Origin of the sequence: Nocardioides proteolyticus, from assembly GCF_051280635.3 — a bacterium.
Lineage (GTDB): Bacteria > Actinomycetota > Actinomycetes > Propionibacteriales > Nocardioidaceae > Nocardioides.
In genome coordinates this window covers 1-15,484 of sequence record NZ_JBNBPO030000022.1, presented here as the reverse complement: position 1 = coordinate 15,484, position 15,484 = coordinate 1, and the positions used below count along the sequence as shown (strand labels likewise).

Below are 15,484 nucleotides of genomic sequence, written 5' to 3'. Positions count from 1 at the left end.
GGACCAGCCTAGGCGGCCACGGGCCGCGTCAAGCGATGGCAGCGCTGCCGAACGCGACGTTGAACCGGTCGCACCAGATGACCACCGAGCGCATCCCGGCGAGGTCGGCGTCGGCGGGGATCTCGTAGGTCTGGTTGCCCTGGTTGCCCTTGAGCTCGCCGAGCCGCACGTAGTCGCCGTCGTCGTAGATGCCCCACGAGTCCCGACAGCCCTCGCAGTCACCGCCCGACGGCTGGTCGGTGACCCAGACGTGGAGGTCGGGCCCGTTGGAGGTGTCGAGCCCCTCGATCCGCAGGTACCGGCTGCCGTCGCTGCGGCGGAAGATGGTCGCCTCCCCCGACGTGCCGTGCTCGGCGTCGATGAAGGCGCCCGACGCGAGCTGGACCCGGGTCTGCTGGTCGGCCGACGCGCTCGGCACCACGGTGTCGGTGAGCCCGGCGGTGGCGGTGCCGACCACCGCGCTGGGGTCGTCGCCCTCGTCGACCGACTCGTCGACGAGGAGCAGCCACGGCTGGAACACCGCGGCACCGACGACGAGGACGACGAGCAGGACCCCGCCGACCGACAGCCCGATCACTCGCTTGCGACTCATTGCACCTCCCGGGTCGGGACCAGCCTAGGAGGCCGACCGCCTGGAGGGGACCGTTCCGTCGACGCCGCCGACCCAAACCCGGCGCACCAGCGGCACACCCGGCCGGTAGGGCAGGTGCCGATGGCTCGGCGCGTCCAGCAGCACGACGTCGGCCCGCATGCCCGGCGCCAGCGCGCCGACGTCGGCGCGTGCCAGCGCCCGCGCTCCTCCCGCCGTCGCCGCGTGCACGGCCTCGCCCGGGGTCAGCCCCATCTCGCGCACCGCCAGGGCGATGCAGAGCGGGATGGAGCTGGTGAAGCTCGAACCCGGGTTGCAGTCGCTCGCCAGGGCCACGCGCACGCCCGCGTCCAGCAGGGCCCGCGCGTCGGGATAGGGCTGTCGGGTCGAGAACTCCACGCCGGGCAGCAGGGTGGCGACCGTCCCGGACTCCCGCAGGGCGTGGACGTCCTCGCGCGAGAGATAGGTGCAGTGGTCGACCGCCGCCAGGCCGAGCTCGGCGGCGAGCCGCACCCCCGGCCCGGGACCGAGCTGGTTGGCGTGCAGCCGGCCGGACAGGCCGGCGGCCGCACCCGCCCGCAGGACGGCTCGCGCCTGCTCGTCGTCGAACGCACCGCGCTCGCAGAACGCGTCGACCCACCGCGCGTGCGGAGCGGCGGCAGCGAGCATCTCCCCCGTCACCAGCGCGACGTAGCCGGCCGGGTCGGCGTCGTACTCCGGCGGCACGACGTGCGCGCCCAGGAACGTGGTCTCCTCGGTCACCTCCCGGGCGATCCGCAGCGACCGGGCCTCGTCGGCGACGGTGAGGCCGTAGCCGGACTTGATCTCGACCGTCGTGGTGCCCTGGCGTCGCATCTCCGCGACGAGACGGCCGACCCCGGCAGCGAGCTCGGCGTCGCTCGCCGCCCGGGTCGCGGCGACGGTGGACCGGATGCCACCGGCGGCGTAGCGCTCGCCCGCCATCCGCGCCTCGAACTCGGCGGCGCGGTCGCCCGCGAAGACCAGGTGGCTGTGGCTGTCGACGAAGCCGGGCAGCGCCGCGCGGCCGCCTGCGTCGACGACCTCGTCGGCGGCCGGGGCGTCGGCGGCCCGTCCGACCCACGCGACGACGCCGTCCGCCATGACCAGCGCGGCGTCCCGCCGGAGGCCGAGGAGGTCGCTGGCGGCCGGGTCGTTGGTGACCAGCTCGCCGATGTTGGTGAGCAGGGTGGACGCCGGCGCGCTGCTCATGCCCACAGCCTGCCGACGGCGGCGTCGAGGTCGCGACCGACACGCTCGTGGTCGCCGTCGAAGACGACGCGTCCGTCGACCACCACCAGGCGCACGTCGGCGGCGGTGGCGGCGAAGACGGCGGTGTGCTCGTCGGCCCCGGTCCCGGCGGTGCGGGGCGTGCAGGTGTCGATGGTGACCAGGTCGGCACGGCGCCCGACGGCGATCTCGCCGGCGTCGTCGAACCCGAGGCACGCATGGGCGGTGCCGGCGGCCAGCAGCTCCGCGGCGGCGAACCGGCCGCGCTGCTGCGAGGCGAGCCGTTCGTCGGCCTCGACCGCCCGCATCTCCTCGAACGGGTCGACCACCGCGTGGCTGTCGCTGCCGATCGCCAGGCGGACGCCCGCGTCGGCGAGCCGGCGCGCCGGTCCGATGCCGTCGCCGAGGTCGCGCTCCGTGGTCGGGCACAGGCTCACGGCGGTGCCGCTGGCAGCGAGCAGCGCGACGTCGTCGCCGGACAGGTGGGTGGCGTGCACGGCGGTGGCGGCCGGCCCGAGCACGCCGGCGTCGGCCAGCAGCGCCGTCGGCGTCATGCCGTACGACGCCAGGCAGCCCTCGTTCTCCGCGACCTGCTCGGACAGGTGGACGTGGAGCGGCGCGGCGTGGGCAGCGCTCCAGCCGGCGACGACGCCGAGTGCCTCGCGCGGCACCGCTCGGACCGAGTGGACCGCGGCGCCCAGGACCGCGCCGGGACCGGCCGCCACGCGGGCGGAGGCCCGCGCCGCCCAGGCGTCGGCGTCGGCGTCGCCGAAGCGTCGCTGGGGCGCGGTCAGCGGCTCGCCGTACCCGCCGGCGAGGTAGCAGGTGTCGAGCAGGCAGATCCGGATCCCGGCGTCGCGTGCTGCCGCGAGCAGCGCCTGGCTCATCACGGTGGGGTCGGCGTAGGGCCGGCCGTCCGGCTGGTGGTGGACGTAGTGGAACTCCCCCACCGACGTGAAGCCCGCAGCGACCATCTCCCCGTAGGCGGCCCGGGCCAGCGCGTAGTAGGTCTCCGGGTCGAGCCGGCTCGCGGCGGCGTACATCTGCTCCCGCCAGGTCCAGAAGGTGCCGCGCTCGCGCTGCGTCCGGCCGCGCAGGGCCCGGTGGAACGCGTGGCTGTGGGTGTTGGCGAGGCCCGGCAGGGTCAGTCCGCGCACGGGGACACCGGGCCGGTGGGCGTCCGGCTCCACGGCGGTGAAGCGGCCGTCGGCGACCTCGACCCGCACCGCGTCGCGGACCACGCCGCCGACCCAGGCCCGCTCCAGCAGGTAGGCCGTGGTCACCGCAGCAGCCTCGCGAGGGCGTCGGCGAGCGCCGTCACGCCGTCGAGGCAGTCACCGGTCTCGGCGTGCTCCTCCGGCGAGTGGGACACGCCGGTCGGGTTGCGCACGAAGAGCATCGCCGACGGGATGCCCGCCACCTGGAGGACCCCGGCGTCGTGCCCGGCCTGCGTCGGGAGGACCGGGGCGGCACCGCCGACGGCCTCGCGCAGGGCCCGGTCGAAGGCGACGTGCCCGGTCACCGACTCGGCGGTCACCTGGACACCGGTCCCGTCCCGGGTTGCTCGCTCCGTCGCCTGCTTGGCGATGCCCCCGACGAGAGCCTTGAGGTCGTCGTCGGACTCCGCGCGGGCGTCCAGCCACGCCGTCACCCGGGCGGGGATCGCGTTGGTGCCGTTGGGGTGGACGTCGAGGCGTCCGAAGGTCGCGCGCTGGCCGCCCAGCCGCGCCTGCTTGTTGGCGGCGAGCGCCGTCATCGCATAGGTCAGCATCGGGTCCGCCCGGTCCTCCATCCGGGTCGTGCCGGCGTGGTCGGCTCGGCCGGTGACGTCGAAGCGCCAGCGCCCGTGCGGCCAGATCCCGCTCGCGACGCCGACGGGCGCGTCGTGGTCGACCAGTCCGCGGCCCTGCTCGACGTGCAGCTCGACGTAGCTGCCGACGCCCTCGAGGAGCCGCGAGGCGCCGCCCTCGACGAGGTCGCCGAGCCGTACGCCGTCGCGGTCGGTCAGCTGCTGCGCCTCCTCCCAGGAGGTGGCGCCGACGGCGAGCCGGGAGCCGAGGCAGGCGCGGCCGAAGCGCGAGCCCTCCTCCTCCACGAACACCGCGATGCCGAGGGCGCGTCGCGGCCGGACGCCGCGCTCGCGCATCAGGTCGACGGCACCGAGCGCGGCGACCACGCCGAGCGGGCCGTCGTAGGCACCGCCGTCGAGGACCGAGTCGAGGTGCGAACCGGTGAGGACGGCGCCGTCCGGCACGGCCTCCTCCGGCTGCGGGTCCGGGCGCCACCAGGCGACGAGGTTGCCGAAGCCGTCCTCCGCCAGCTCCAGGTCGCGCGCGGCCGCCTGCTCACGGAACCACAGCCTGAGCTCGAGCTCCGCGGACGTCCAGGGCTGCCGGAAGTAGCCGCCCGACACGGCCGAGCGCCCCACCGGCGCGAGGTCGCGCCACATCTCCTCGAACGTCATCGCGGCACGCGCACCCCGCGCTCGGCGGCGACCTCGGCCGCCCGGTCGTAGCCGGCGTCGACGTGGCGGATCACGCCCATGGCGGGGTCGTTGGTGAGCACGCGCTCGATCTTCTCAGCCGCCAGCGCGGTGCCGTCGGCGACGACGACCTGGCCGGCGTGGAGCGAGCGGCCCATGCCGACGCCGCCGCCGTGGTGGAGCGAGACCCAGGTGGCCCCGGAGGCGGTGTTGACGAGCGCGTTGAGCAGCGGCCAGTCGGCGATCGCGTCGGAGCCGTCGGCCATCGCCTCGGTCTCCCGGTACGGCGAGGCGACCGACCCGCAGTCCAGGTGGTCGCGGCCTATCACGACGGGGGCCTTGAGCTCACCGGACGCGACCATCTCGTTGAACCGCAGGCCGGCTCGGTGGCGCTCGCCGTACCCCAGCCAGCAGATCCGGGCCGGCAGTCCCTGGAAGGCGACCCGCTCCGACGCCATGGTGATCCACCTGCGCAGCCGCTCGTTGTCGGGGAACAGCTCGAGGATCGCCCGGTCGGTCGCTGCGATGTCGGCCGGGTCGCCGGAGAGCGCGGCCCACCGGAACGGTCCCTTGCCCTCGCAGAACAGCGGACGGATGTAGGCGGGCACGAAGCCCGGGAACTCGAAGGCCCGGTCGAAGCCGCCCTTGCGGGCCTCGTCGCGGATGGAGTTGCCGTAGTCGAAGACCTCCGCCCCGCGGTCCTGGAACCCCACCATCGCCCGGACGTGCGCGGCCATCGACTCCTGCGCGCGCTTGGTGAAGCCCGCCGGATCGGCCGTGCGCTGCTCGGCCCACTCCTCGACCGGCACGCCGATCGGCAGGTAGGCGAGCGGGTCGTGCGCCGAGGTCTGGTCGGTCACCACGTCGATGGGGGCCTCGCGCTCCAGCAGCGCCGGCACCAGCTCCGCCGCGTTGCCGAGCACGCCGATCGAGAGCGGGCGGCGCTCGTCGCGCGCCTGCACCGCGAGCTCGAGGGCGTGCTCGAGCGAGTCGGCGCGCACGTCGAGGTAGCGGTGCTCGATCCGGCGGTCGATCCGCGAGGCGTCGCACTCGATGCAGAGCGCGACGCCGTCGTTCATCGTCACCGCGAGCGGCTGGGCCCCGCCCATGCCACCGAGCCCGGCGGTCAGCGTGATGGTGCCGGCCAGGGTGCCGCCGAACCGCTGGTCGGCCACCGCTGCGAACGTCTCGAAGGTGCCCTGGAGGATCCCCTGGGTGCCGATGTAGATCCACGACCCGGCCGTCATCTGGCCGTACATCGTCAGTCCCAGCTCCTCCAGCCGCCGGAACTCCTCCCAGTTCGCCCAGTCACCGACCAGGTTGGAGTTGGCGATCAGGACCCGAGGCGCCCACGCGTGGGTGCGCAGGACGCCGACCGGCTTGCCGGACTGCACGAGGAGCGTCTCGTCGTCGCGGAGGTCGCGGAGCGTGCGCACCAGGGCGTCGTAGGCCTCCCAGCTGCGCGCCGCCCTGCCGGTGCCGCCGTAGACGACCAGGTCCTCGGGCCGCTCGGCGACCTCCGGGTCGAGGTTGTTCATCAGCATCCGCAGCGGAGCCTCGGTCTGCCAGGACCGGGCGGTCAGCTCGGACCCTCGGGGGGACCGCACCTGGGGGTGGTTCATCGCAGCTCTCCGATCGTCGACTCGGCGGCGGCGACGACGGAGCCGTCGCGCACCAGGGCGTGGGTGGCCTCGATCTCCGGGGCCAGGTGGCGGTCAGGGCCGGGCCCCGGGATGCCGGCGTCGCGCAGCAGCCGGACGACGGCCCCGGTGGCCGGGCTCGGCTCGAGGGGCGCCCGCAGGTCCAGCGCGCGGGCGGCCGTGAGCACCTCGACCGCCAGCACCTGCGCCAGGCCGTCGACGGAGCGGCGCAGCTTGCGTGCCGCGCCCCATCCCATCGACACGTGGTCCTCCTGCATCGCGCTCGAGGGGATCGAGTCCACCGAGGCCGGCACCGCGAGCCGCTTCAGCTCCGAGACGATCCCGGCCTGGGTGTACTGCGCGATCATGTGCCCGCTGTCGACGCCCGGGTCGTGCGCCAGGAACGCCGGCAGGCCGTGGCTCCGGTTGACGTCGAGGAAGCGGTCGGTACGACGCTCGCTGATGCTCGCCACGTCGGCCGCGGCGATCGCGAGGAAGTCGAGCGCGTAGCCCACCGGTGCGCCGTGGAAGTTGCCGTTGGACTCGACCCGGCCGTCGCCCGGCAGCACGACGGGGTTGTCGATCGCCGCGGAGAGCTCGCGGTCGGCGACGGCGGCGGCGTGGTCGAGCGTGTCCCGCGCGGCACCGTGCACCTGGGGCGAGCAGCGCAGGGAGTAGGCGTCCTGCACGCGGTTGCAGTCGGGGCCACGGTGCGAGGCGACGATCCCGGAGCCGTCGAGCAGGGCCACCAGGTTGTGTGCGGAGTCGGCCTGGCCGGGGTGCGGGCGCAGCGCCATCAGCTCGGCGGCGAACACCCGGTCGGTCGCGAGCTGCGCCTCCACCGACATCGCGGCGGCGACGTCGGCGGTGCGGAGCAGGACCCGAAGGTCGTGGAGCGCCAGCACCAGCATGCCGAGCATGCCGTCGGTGCCGTTGATCAGCGCGAGGCCCTCCTTGGGCCCGAGCTCCACGGGCGTGAGCCGCGCGGCCTTCAGCGCCCGGGCCGCCGGACGCAGCTCGCCGTCGGCGTCGCGCACGTCGCCCTCCCCCATCAGGGCGAGGGCGCAGTGGGCGAGCGGCGCCAGGTCGCCCGAGCAGCCGAGCGAGCCGTGCTCACGCACGACCGGGGTGAGGCCGCGGTCGATGAGGTCGGCCAGCAGGGTCGCGGTCTCCCGTCGTACTCCGGTGTGGCCGGTGGCCATCGTCGAGAGCCGCAGCAGCATCAGCGCCCGCACCACCTCCCGCTCCACCTCGGGCCCGGAGCCCGCGGCGTGCGAGCGCACGAGCGAGCGCTGGAGCTGGGCCCGCTGGTCGCCGAGGATGTGCTTGGTCGCCAGCGCGCCGAACCCGGTGGAGACGCCGTAGGCCGGCCGCGGCCCGGCCGCGAGCTCCTCGATCACCTCCCGGGAGCGGTCGATCGCCGTCAGTGCCTCGTCCGAGAGCCGCACGCCCACCCCGTGCCGGGCGACCGCCACGACCTCGGCGAAGGTGAGCGGCCCGGTCCCGACTGTCACCACGTCCGTCATGGCCCCATTGCACTGCGTCGGCGCCCCGGGCGCCATCCGCGCGGACGGCGGATCGTCTCGGATACGAGACTCGTGCGGCGCGCTGTGGGAGGATCCGCCGATGAGCAACGTGCCTGCGGCCACGCGGGCGCTGCGCGTGCTCAGGTTCCTCGCCACGCAGGCCGACCCGGTGCCGCTCGAGCGGATCGCCCGGGCGTGCGACCTGCCGCGCAGCACCGCCTACCACCTGGTCGGCGCCATGATCGAGGAGGGCTTCGTCGTGCACCTCGCCGACGAGCGCCGCTACGGGCTCGGGATCGCGGCCTTCGAGGTCGGCACCGGCTTCACCCGGCAGGGACCGCTCCAGCGGATCGCCCGCCGCCCGCTGGCCCGGCTCGTCGACCGGACCGGCCACAGCGCCCACCTCGCCGTCCTGCACGGCCGCGACGTGCTCTACGTCGTCGAGGAGCGGGCCCCGGGACGGCCGCCGCTGGTGACCGACGTCGGGGTCCGGCTCCCCGCACACCTGACCGCGAGCGGCCGGGCGATCCTTGCCCACCTCCCGGCGACGCAGGTGCGGGCGCTCCACCCGGACCGCTCGACGTTCGTCGACCGCACCGGCCTCGGTCCCCGGTCGCCGACGGCGCTGCGTGCCGTGCTCGCCGAGACACGGCAGCGCGGCCACGCCGTCGAGGACGGCGAGGTCACCACCGGCCTGTCGAGCGTGGCAGCGCCGGTGCTCGACCACAACGGCCACCCGGTCGCCGGCATCGCCGTCACCTACCCCGCGGGCGAGGCCGACGCCGCCCTGCTGGCCGGCGAGGCCGCCGCGACGGCGGCGCTGCTCGGACGGCGGCTCGGCGGCCGGTGACCCCGGCCGGGCCGGGCCGGTCAGGTCAGGAGCAGCCGGTCCAGCCGGCGCCGCACGATCCACATGCCGACCACGCCCATCACCAGCAGGTAGCCCACGGAGACCAGCGACGCCCAGGACACGGTGCCGGTGGTCAGCTCGCGGCACAGGACCACGCCGCGGTAGAGCGGCGTGCACTCGACCACCCACCGGACCGGCCCGGCGTAGGTGTCGACCGGGAAGAACGTCGCGGAGAAGAGGAACAGCGGGACCTGGAAGAGGGTGATCTTGTCGAAGTCCTGGAACGACGTCATCCACGTCGTCGCCGCCATGCAGACGGCACTGAAGGCGAAGCCGATCAGCAGCACCGCCGGCAGCGCGAGGACCGCCCACCACGACTCGATGAGCCCCAGGGCGAGCATCACCAGCAGGAACGCGGCGGCGTAGGTCGATCCGCGGAGCTGGCCCCACGCGATCTCGCCGCGGGCGACGTCGGCGGTGGTCAGCGGCGTCGCCAGCATCTGGTCGTAGAGGCGGGTGTACTTCAGCTTGAAGAAGACGTTGTAGGTGCTGTCCAGGAGGGCGCCGTTGAACGCCGAGGCCGCCAGCATGCCGGGCGCGACGAACGCGGCGTAGGAGATCTCCCGGCCGGACACCTCGAAGCCGTCGACGAGGGCGCCGACGCCGATGCCGATCGACAGCAGGTAGAAGACGGGCTCGAGGAAGCCGGTCACGAAGAGCTTCCAGGCGTTGCGATAGCTGATGTAGTTGCGGAGCAGCACCATCCGCAGCGCCTCCGCGGGGCGCAGCGGCTCCACGGGCGCCGCGGCCTCGGGCGCCGCCCCGGTCGCGGCGGTCACGTCAGCATCCGCTTCGTCAGGCCCGAGACCGACCAGAACCATCCGGTGACGGCGAGCACCACCAGGACCGCGGCGTTGACCGCGGCGAGCCACCAGGTGACGTTGTCGAGCGCCAGCATCCGCGACAGGTTCACGCCGTGCCACAGCGGCGTCAGCCGGGCGAGCCACGCCCCGACGTCGCCGAGGTTGGTCACCGGGAAGAACGCGCCCGAGAACAGGAACAGCGGGAACACCCCCAGCCGGAAGATCAGCCCGAACGCCTGCTCCGAGCGCAGCCGCGTGCTCAGGCCGTAGACCCAGGTGGCGAAGGCCAGCCCGACCAGGACCTGCGCGGCGAAGGCCGCGAACGGCCCCCACCACGACTCGTAGACGCCGAACGGGGCGATCACCAGGTTGTAGACGCCGCAGGTCGCGACGAGGTGCAGGGCGACCGAGGAGAGATGCGCGCCGACGACGTGGCGGGGCTCGAGCGGGGTGGCCAGCATGCCCTCGTAGATCCGCTGCCACTTGATCATGCCCATCACCGGGTAGGTGGTCTCCCCCACGGCGGTCTGCATCGCGTGGGCCGCGATCAGGCCCGGCACGACGAACGCCAGGTACGACGAGGCTCCCTCGAGCTCCTCGGGCCCGGCGTCCACGAAGCCGCCCAGCAGCACGCCCATCGCCAGGACGTAGAGGAAGGGGGTCAGGAACGACGAGGCCACCACACCGCGCCAGGTGCGCCGCCACAGGGTCGCCCAGTAGTCCACCTGGCGCCCGACGCCGTCGGCGAGCGACAGTCCTGAGGTGGTCGTCGGCGGTGCGACCGGGCCGGTCGCGGACGCTCGGGACGCCGGGTGCGGTGCGGCCATCAGTCGACCAGCGTCCGTCCGGTGAGGTGCAGGAAGACGTCCTCGAGGGTGGACCGGCGGACCAGGCTGGCGACCGGCTCGAGGCCGCGCTCGTGGACCTTGGCGAGCACCTCCTCGCCGTCGGCGGAGTAGACGAGCAGCCGGTCGGGCAGCACCTCGACCCGCTCCCCGAGGTCGGCGACCTTCTCCGCGAGGGCGGCGTGCTCGCCGACCCCGAACCGCAGCTCCGTCACCTCGCGCGTGGAGTGCTGGCGGATCAGGTCGAGCGGCGCACCCTCCGCCACGATGACGCCCTTGTCCATCACGACCAGGCGGTCGCACAGCTGCTCCGCCTCGTCCATGTAGTGCGTGGTCAGCACCAGCGTCACGCCGGCCTGCTTGAGCCGGAACAGCTGGTCCCACAGCAGGTGGCGGGCCTGCGGGTCCAGCCCGGTCGTCGGCTCGTCGAGGAGCAGCAGGTCGGGCCGGTTGACCAGGGAGCGGGCGATGGTGAGCCGCCGCTTCATGCCGCCGGAGAGCTCGTCGACCTTCGCCCGCGCCTTGTCGGTCAGCTGCACGAACTCCAGCAGCTCGCCGGCCCGCTCGCGGACCACGGCCCGCGGAAGCCCGAAGTAGCGCCCGTAGACGTAGAGGTTGTCGAAGACGTTGAGCTCGGTGTCGAGGTTGTCCTCCTGCGGGCAGACCCCGAGCCGGCCGCGGATCGCGGGGCCGTCGACCGCCGGGTCCATGCCGAGGATCCGCAGCTCCCCGCCGGAGACGGGCGAGACGGCCGCGATCATCCGCATGGTCGAGGACTTGCCGGCGCCGTTGGGCCCCAGGAAGCCGAACGCCTCGCCCTTGCGCACGTCGAGGTCGATGCCCCTGACCGCCTCGAACGGTGCGGCGCCCTTGTCGAAGGTCTTGCGCAGGCCCCGGGCGCGGATCATGGCGTCGGTCACCCGGTCGATCCTAGGGAGCCGCGCTGACGGCGCTCGACGGGTTATCGGTGTCGAGCCGGGCGCGGTCGCGCCACCACCGGACGGCCGGGCCGGTCGCCGGCTCCCCGTAGGCGACCGCCATCACCGCGGCCGCCTCCCCCAGCGCGGCGCGCCGCTGCGCCGGGAGCTCGGCGCGCTGGGCCCGCTCCGCGAGCGCCGCGCCCGCCGCCCACGCCTCCGGGTCGGCCGGCAGCGGGAGCGCCGCCACCTGCCGTGCGCTCAGCTTCACCGACCCCGGCGTCAGGCCGGTGCCGAGGTAGCGGGCGGCGGCGGTGGCCACCAGCGGCGGGGCCAGGGTCAGCGCGAGGAGGCGCCACAGGTCGGCCGGGTCGTGGGGAGCGACCGTCACCACCGGCACCGAGGGGAGCCACGCACCGTCGGCGTCGACGACCGCCTCGACCACCCGCCCCTGCCCGGCCACCAGCAGCTTCGGCACCAGCCGAGCGTCGGCCCACGGCGCGAGCCGCCCCTCGGCACGCAGGGCCGCCAGGTCGACCGACGGGGCGTCGTACACCTGGCGCGCGAAGCGGGTCGGGACCCGCCCCCACCGGCACTCCGCCGGCTCGATCAGGCCGCTCGTGACCAGCGGCGCGTGGCCCGGGTGCCTGCCGTCGCGGACGAACGGCCGCAGCCCGTAGTACTGGTCGCGGAAGTCCGCCGTGCACGCCGCGAGGTCGCCGACCGTCCCCCGCGCCGTGCGCAGCCGCGCCTCCGGCACGCCGAAGTACGGCGCCGCGAGCGCCCCCCACGCATCGGGGTCGGTGGGCGGACCGGCGCCGATCCGCACCACCGGCACGCAGGTCAGCACCGGGGTGCCGGCGAAGACCGGTCGGTCGGCGCACCAGAAGTCGCTCACCGCCCCGCGCTCGGCGACCGCGGCGCGGACCGGGCCGGCGTCGCGCGCGGCGAGCACCGACAGCGGCTGGACGAGAGCGATGGTCCCGCCCTCGGCGACGAGGTCCAGCGCGTGCCGGAGGAACACGGCACTGACGTCGGTGTAGGCCCCGAGCCCCCGGCGCTGCGCGGTGGCGGTCCCGGCCGTGCGCCGGCGCAGCTGGCCGAGGAACGGCGGGTTCCCGACGACGGCGTCGAACGTGCGGCCGGCCCAGGCCGTCAGGCCGTCGGCGACGACGACCTGGCGGGCGACCTCCTCGTCGGTGAGGGTCGGGTCCTCGGCCTGCAGCCGCAGGCGTGCGATCCGCACGGCCTCGGGGTCGAGGTCCGACCCGTGCACGGCACGGGCGCCGATCCGGCGGGCGGCCGCGGCGAGGAAGTGCCCCGTGCCGCAGGCCGGGTCGAGCACCTGCCCGGAGGCGGGCAGCGCGCGGTCCAGCACCCACTCCACCAGCGCCGCCGGGGTGTAGAACGCGCCCCGGGCCCGGCGCCCGGCGGGGTCGTCGCGGGCGAGCCGCTCCTCGTGACGGTCGGCGAGGGCTGCCGTGCGCTCGCGCTCGCCCACCATGGTGGGAGGCTAGCGAGAGCGCTGCGCCACGGCCCGCTCCCGCGCGCAGCCGCACCACGATCTCCACCCCACCCTGTTATAGTCACAGTGACTAGAACCCGAACGGGAGGAATCCGCGATGATCCACACCACCGGCACCGGGCTCCTCACGGACCGCTACGAGCTCACGATGCTCGACTCCTTCGTCCGCGACGGGAGTGCCGGGCGCCCGGCCGTCTTCGAGGCCTTCGCGCGACGCCTGCCCGAGGGACGCCGCTACGGCGTGCTCGCCGGGCTCGGCCGACTGCTGGAGCTCGTCGCCGACTTCACGTTCCCGGCGGCGGAGGTCGCGTGGCTGCAGGAGCAGGGCGTCGTCGGCGAGGAGGCCGCGGCCTACCTGGCCGACTTCCGGTTCCGCGGCGACATCGACGGCTACCGCGAGGGTGACCTCTACTTCCCCGGCAGCCCGGTGCTGACGGTGACCGGCACGCTCGGTGAGTGCGTGGTCCTCGAGACCCTCGTGCTCAGCGTGCTCAACCACGACACCGCCATCGCCAGCGCCGCGTCCCGGATGGTCGACGCCGCCGCCGGCCGGTCGCTGATCGAGATGGGCGGGCGCCGTACCCACGAGCAGGCCGCGGTCGCCACCGCCCGCGCGGCCTGGCTCGCCGGGTTCGACTCCACGAGCAACCTCGCCGCGGGCCGGCTGCACGGCATCCCCACGGCCGGCACGGCGGCCCATGCGTTCACCCTCGCCCACGACACCGAGGAGGACGCCTTCCGCAGCCAGGTCGAGGCGCTCGGGACCGGCACCACCCTGCTGGTGGACACCTACGACATCGCCGAGGGCATCCGCACGGCCGTGCGGGTCGCGGGGCCCGGGCTCGGCGGGGTCCGGATCGACTCCGGCGACCTCGCGGAGGAGGCGGCGCGGGCCCGGGAGCTGCTCGACTCCCTGGGCGCGACGCGGACGCGCATCGTCGCGACCAGCGATCTCGACGAGTTCGTGATCGCCGCGCTCGCCGACGCGCCCATCGACGGCTACGGCGTCGGCACCCGCGTCGCCACCGGCTCGGGCCACCCGACGGCCAGCATGGTCTACAAGCTGGTGGCCATCGGCTCCAGCGGCTCCGGCGACGGCGGCCCGGAGCGGCTCACGCCGGTCGCCAAGAAGTCCAAGGACAAGGCGTCGACCGGCGGGCGCAAGCGCGCCTACCGGCGGTACGACGCCGCAGGCACCCTCGTCGCGGAGTTCTTCACCGGCCAGGACGACGCGCTCCCCTACGGCGACGCGCGGCCGGTGCAGGTGCCGCTGGTGCGGGCCGGCGAGGTCGTGCACAGGCCGACACTGCAGGAGGTCCGCGCCTTCGCCGCCGCCACGCGGGGCACGCTCCCCGCCGAGGCCCGCGGCGTGGCCGCGGGGGCGCCGTACCTGACCGTCACCCACCGAGAGGAGCAGGCAATGGCAGCAACCGACACCAGGACCGCGATGATCGTGGTGGACGTCCAGAACGACTTCGTGGAGGGCGGGTCGCTCGGCGTCACCGGGGGCCGGGAGGTCGCCGGCCGGATCAGCGAGCACCTCGCACGGCACGCCGGCGACTACGCCCTCGTCGCCGCCTCCCGCGACTGGCACCGGCCGGGCGAGACCAACGGCGGCCACTTCCACGAACCCGGCGAGGCGCCCGACTTCGTCACCACCTGGCCGGTGCACTGCGTCCAGGGCGAGGCCGGGTCGGACTACGCCCCCGAGCTGGTGACCGACGCGGTGACCCACCACGTCGTGAAGGGCATGGGCGAGCCGGCGTACTCCGCCTTCGAGGGCGTCACCGAGGACGGCGCCCGGCTGGTCGACCTGCTGCGGGACGCCGGCGTGGAGAGCGTCGACCTGGGCGGCATCGCGACCGACTACTGCGTCCGCGCGACGGCGCTGGACGCGGTGCGGGCCGGCTTCCGCGTCCGGCTGCTGCCCGGCCTCCACGCCGGAGTCGCGGAGGAGTCGTCGCAGCGGGCGCTCGAGGAGCTGCGCGCCGCCGGGGTGGAGGTGCCGTCGTGAGCGGCCACCCACCGTTCGCCGTCGCGGTGGACCTGGCGATCTTCACCATCCGCGACGGCGCGCTGGCCGTGCTGCTCGTCGAGCGCGGCGAGGAGCCGTTCAAGGGCGCCTGGGCGCTCCCCGGTGGCTTCGTCGAGCCCGACGAGGACGCCGAGCAGGCGGCCTGGCGGGAGCTCGCCGAGGAGACGGGCGTCGAGCGGTTCCGCGGGCACCTCGAGCAGCTGCGCACCTACTCCGCTCCCGACCGGGACCCGCGGATGCGCGTGGTGTCGGTCGCGCACGTGGCGCTGGCGCCGGACCTGCCCGAGCCGACGGCGGGGACCGACGCCGCCGACGCCCGCTGGTGGGTGGTCGACGACCTGATCGGCGCCGACGGCGAGCCGCCCGAGGAGGCGCCGGCCCTGGCGTTCGACCACCGCCGGATCCTCGTCGACGCGCGGGAGCGGGTGCGGGCGAAGCTCGAATACACCACGCTGGCGACCGAGTTCGTGGCCGAGCCGTTCACGCTCCCCGAGCTGCGCCGGGTGTACGCCGCGGTCTGGGGCACTCCCCCCGACCTGGGCAACTTCCGTCGCAAGGTGCTGGGCACCGAGGGCTTCGTCGTGCCCACCGACACCCTGGGCAGCCCGACCGGCAGCGGCGGCCGGCGCGCCCTCCTCTACCGGCGGGGGCCGGCCACCGCGATCTCGCCGCCGATGGCCCGCGGGTGACCCCGAGGCCATCCGCCCGAGTTCAACCGAACGGTTGACAAACACCCCGCCGAACGGTGTACTCAACCACGTGGTTGATCACGACGACCGGCTCTCGCGGGTCTTCGCCGCGCTCGCCGACCCCACCCGTCGCGACATGGTCGCGCGACTGGCGGCCGGGGATGCGACGGTCGGCGACCTCGCGGCGCCGTACGACGTGTCGCTCCAGGCGGTCTCCAAGCACCTGAAGGTGCTGGAGGAGGCCGGCCTGGTGCGGCGCAGCCGGGACGCGCAGC

General features: G+C 74.9%; 14 protein-coding genes. 4 read left to right on the top strand and 10 right to left on the bottom strand.

What is annotated here, in order from left to right; genetic code table 11:
- Window positions 1-28: 28 nt before the first annotated feature.
- From ACPOLA_RS13745 to hutH, 6 genes are read right to left on the bottom strand one after another with little or no spacing between them, the layout of a single operon-like run.
- Complete coding sequence (locus ACPOLA_RS13745; protein WP_435771006.1) at window positions 29-592, bottom strand: DM13 domain-containing protein; 564 nt, start codon at window positions 590-592, stop codon at window positions 29-31.
- A gap of 24 nt (window positions 593-616) precedes the next feature.
- Window positions 617-1,819: an imidazolonepropionase gene (gene hutI / locus ACPOLA_RS13740; RefSeq protein WP_435771005.1), complete on the bottom strand. Its 1,203-nt coding sequence runs from the start codon at window positions 1,817-1,819 to the stop codon at window positions 617-619.
- Complete coding sequence (locus ACPOLA_RS13735) at window positions 1,816-3,120, bottom strand: formimidoylglutamate deiminase (protein ID WP_435771004.1); 1,305 nt, start codon at window positions 3,118-3,120, stop codon at window positions 1,816-1,818. The genes hutI and ACPOLA_RS13735 overlap by 4 nt, the downstream gene beginning before the upstream one ends.
- Entirely contained in the window at window positions 3,117-4,301 is a 1,185-nt protein-coding gene (locus ACPOLA_RS13730) for an allantoate amidohydrolase (protein WP_435771003.1), read from the bottom strand. The genes ACPOLA_RS13735 and ACPOLA_RS13730 overlap by 4 nt, the downstream gene beginning before the upstream one ends.
- Complete coding sequence (hutU, locus tag ACPOLA_RS13725) at window positions 4,298-5,941, bottom strand: urocanate hydratase (protein WP_435771002.1); 1,644 nt, start codon at window positions 5,939-5,941, stop codon at window positions 4,298-4,300. The genes ACPOLA_RS13730 and hutU overlap by 4 nt, the downstream gene beginning before the upstream one ends.
- Window positions 5,938-7,485, bottom strand: a complete 1,548-nt coding sequence (gene hutH, locus ACPOLA_RS13720) for a histidine ammonia-lyase (RefSeq protein WP_435771001.1) — start codon at window positions 7,483-7,485, stop codon at window positions 5,938-5,940. Before hutH ends, hutU begins: the two co-directional genes overlap by 4 nt.
- Before the next feature lie 100 nt (window positions 7,486-7,585).
- Between hutH and ACPOLA_RS13715 the strand changes: the two genes are divergently transcribed.
- Window positions 7,586-8,335 (top strand): IclR family transcriptional regulator, encoded by a 750-nt coding sequence (locus ACPOLA_RS13715; RefSeq protein ID WP_435771000.1) that lies wholly within the window; start codon window positions 7,586-7,588, stop codon window positions 8,333-8,335.
- Between the two features lie 20 nt (window positions 8,336-8,355).
- Here the strand turns inward: ACPOLA_RS13715 and ACPOLA_RS13710 are convergent, their stop codons facing one another.
- From ACPOLA_RS13710 to ACPOLA_RS13695, 4 genes are read right to left on the bottom strand one after another with little or no spacing between them, the layout of a single operon-like run.
- On the bottom strand, window positions 8,356-9,174 hold the full coding sequence (locus tag ACPOLA_RS13710) for an ABC transporter permease (protein WP_435770999.1): 819 nt from the start codon (window positions 9,172-9,174) through the stop codon (window positions 8,356-8,358).
- Window positions 9,171-10,025, bottom strand: coding sequence for an ABC transporter permease (locus ACPOLA_RS13705; RefSeq protein WP_435770998.1), 855 nt, complete (start codon window positions 10,023-10,025; stop codon window positions 9,171-9,173). The genes ACPOLA_RS13710 and ACPOLA_RS13705 overlap by 4 nt, the downstream gene beginning before the upstream one ends.
- A complete protein-coding gene (locus ACPOLA_RS13700) occupies window positions 10,025-10,963 on the bottom strand; it encodes an ABC transporter ATP-binding protein (RefSeq protein ID WP_435770997.1) in 939 nt (312 codons plus the stop codon). Before ACPOLA_RS13700 ends, ACPOLA_RS13705 begins: the two co-directional genes overlap by 1 nt.
- Window positions 10,964-10,973: 10 nt before the next feature.
- A complete protein-coding gene (locus ACPOLA_RS13695; RefSeq protein ID WP_435770996.1) occupies window positions 10,974-12,464 on the bottom strand; it encodes an HsdM family class I SAM-dependent methyltransferase in 1,491 nt (496 codons plus the stop codon).
- A 118-nt stretch (window positions 12,465-12,582) separates the two neighbouring features.
- Here ACPOLA_RS13695 and ACPOLA_RS13690 point away from each other — a divergent pair, with 118 nt between their 5' ends.
- The 3 genes from ACPOLA_RS13690 to ACPOLA_RS13680 form a co-directional block, all read left to right on the top strand.
- On the top strand, window positions 12,583-14,499 hold the full coding sequence (locus ACPOLA_RS13690) for a nicotinate phosphoribosyltransferase (protein WP_435770995.1): 1,917 nt from the start codon (window positions 12,583-12,585) through the stop codon (window positions 14,497-14,499).
- Window positions 14,496-15,209 (top strand): NUDIX hydrolase, encoded by a 714-nt coding sequence (locus ACPOLA_RS13685; protein WP_435770994.1) that lies wholly within the window; start codon window positions 14,496-14,498, stop codon window positions 15,207-15,209. The genes ACPOLA_RS13690 and ACPOLA_RS13685 overlap by 4 nt, the downstream gene beginning before the upstream one ends.
- 70 nt (window positions 15,210-15,279) lie before the next feature.
- A partial coding sequence (locus ACPOLA_RS13680; protein ID WP_435770993.1) for an ArsR/SmtB family transcription factor occupies window positions 15,280-15,484 on the top strand: 205 nt, incomplete at its 3' end.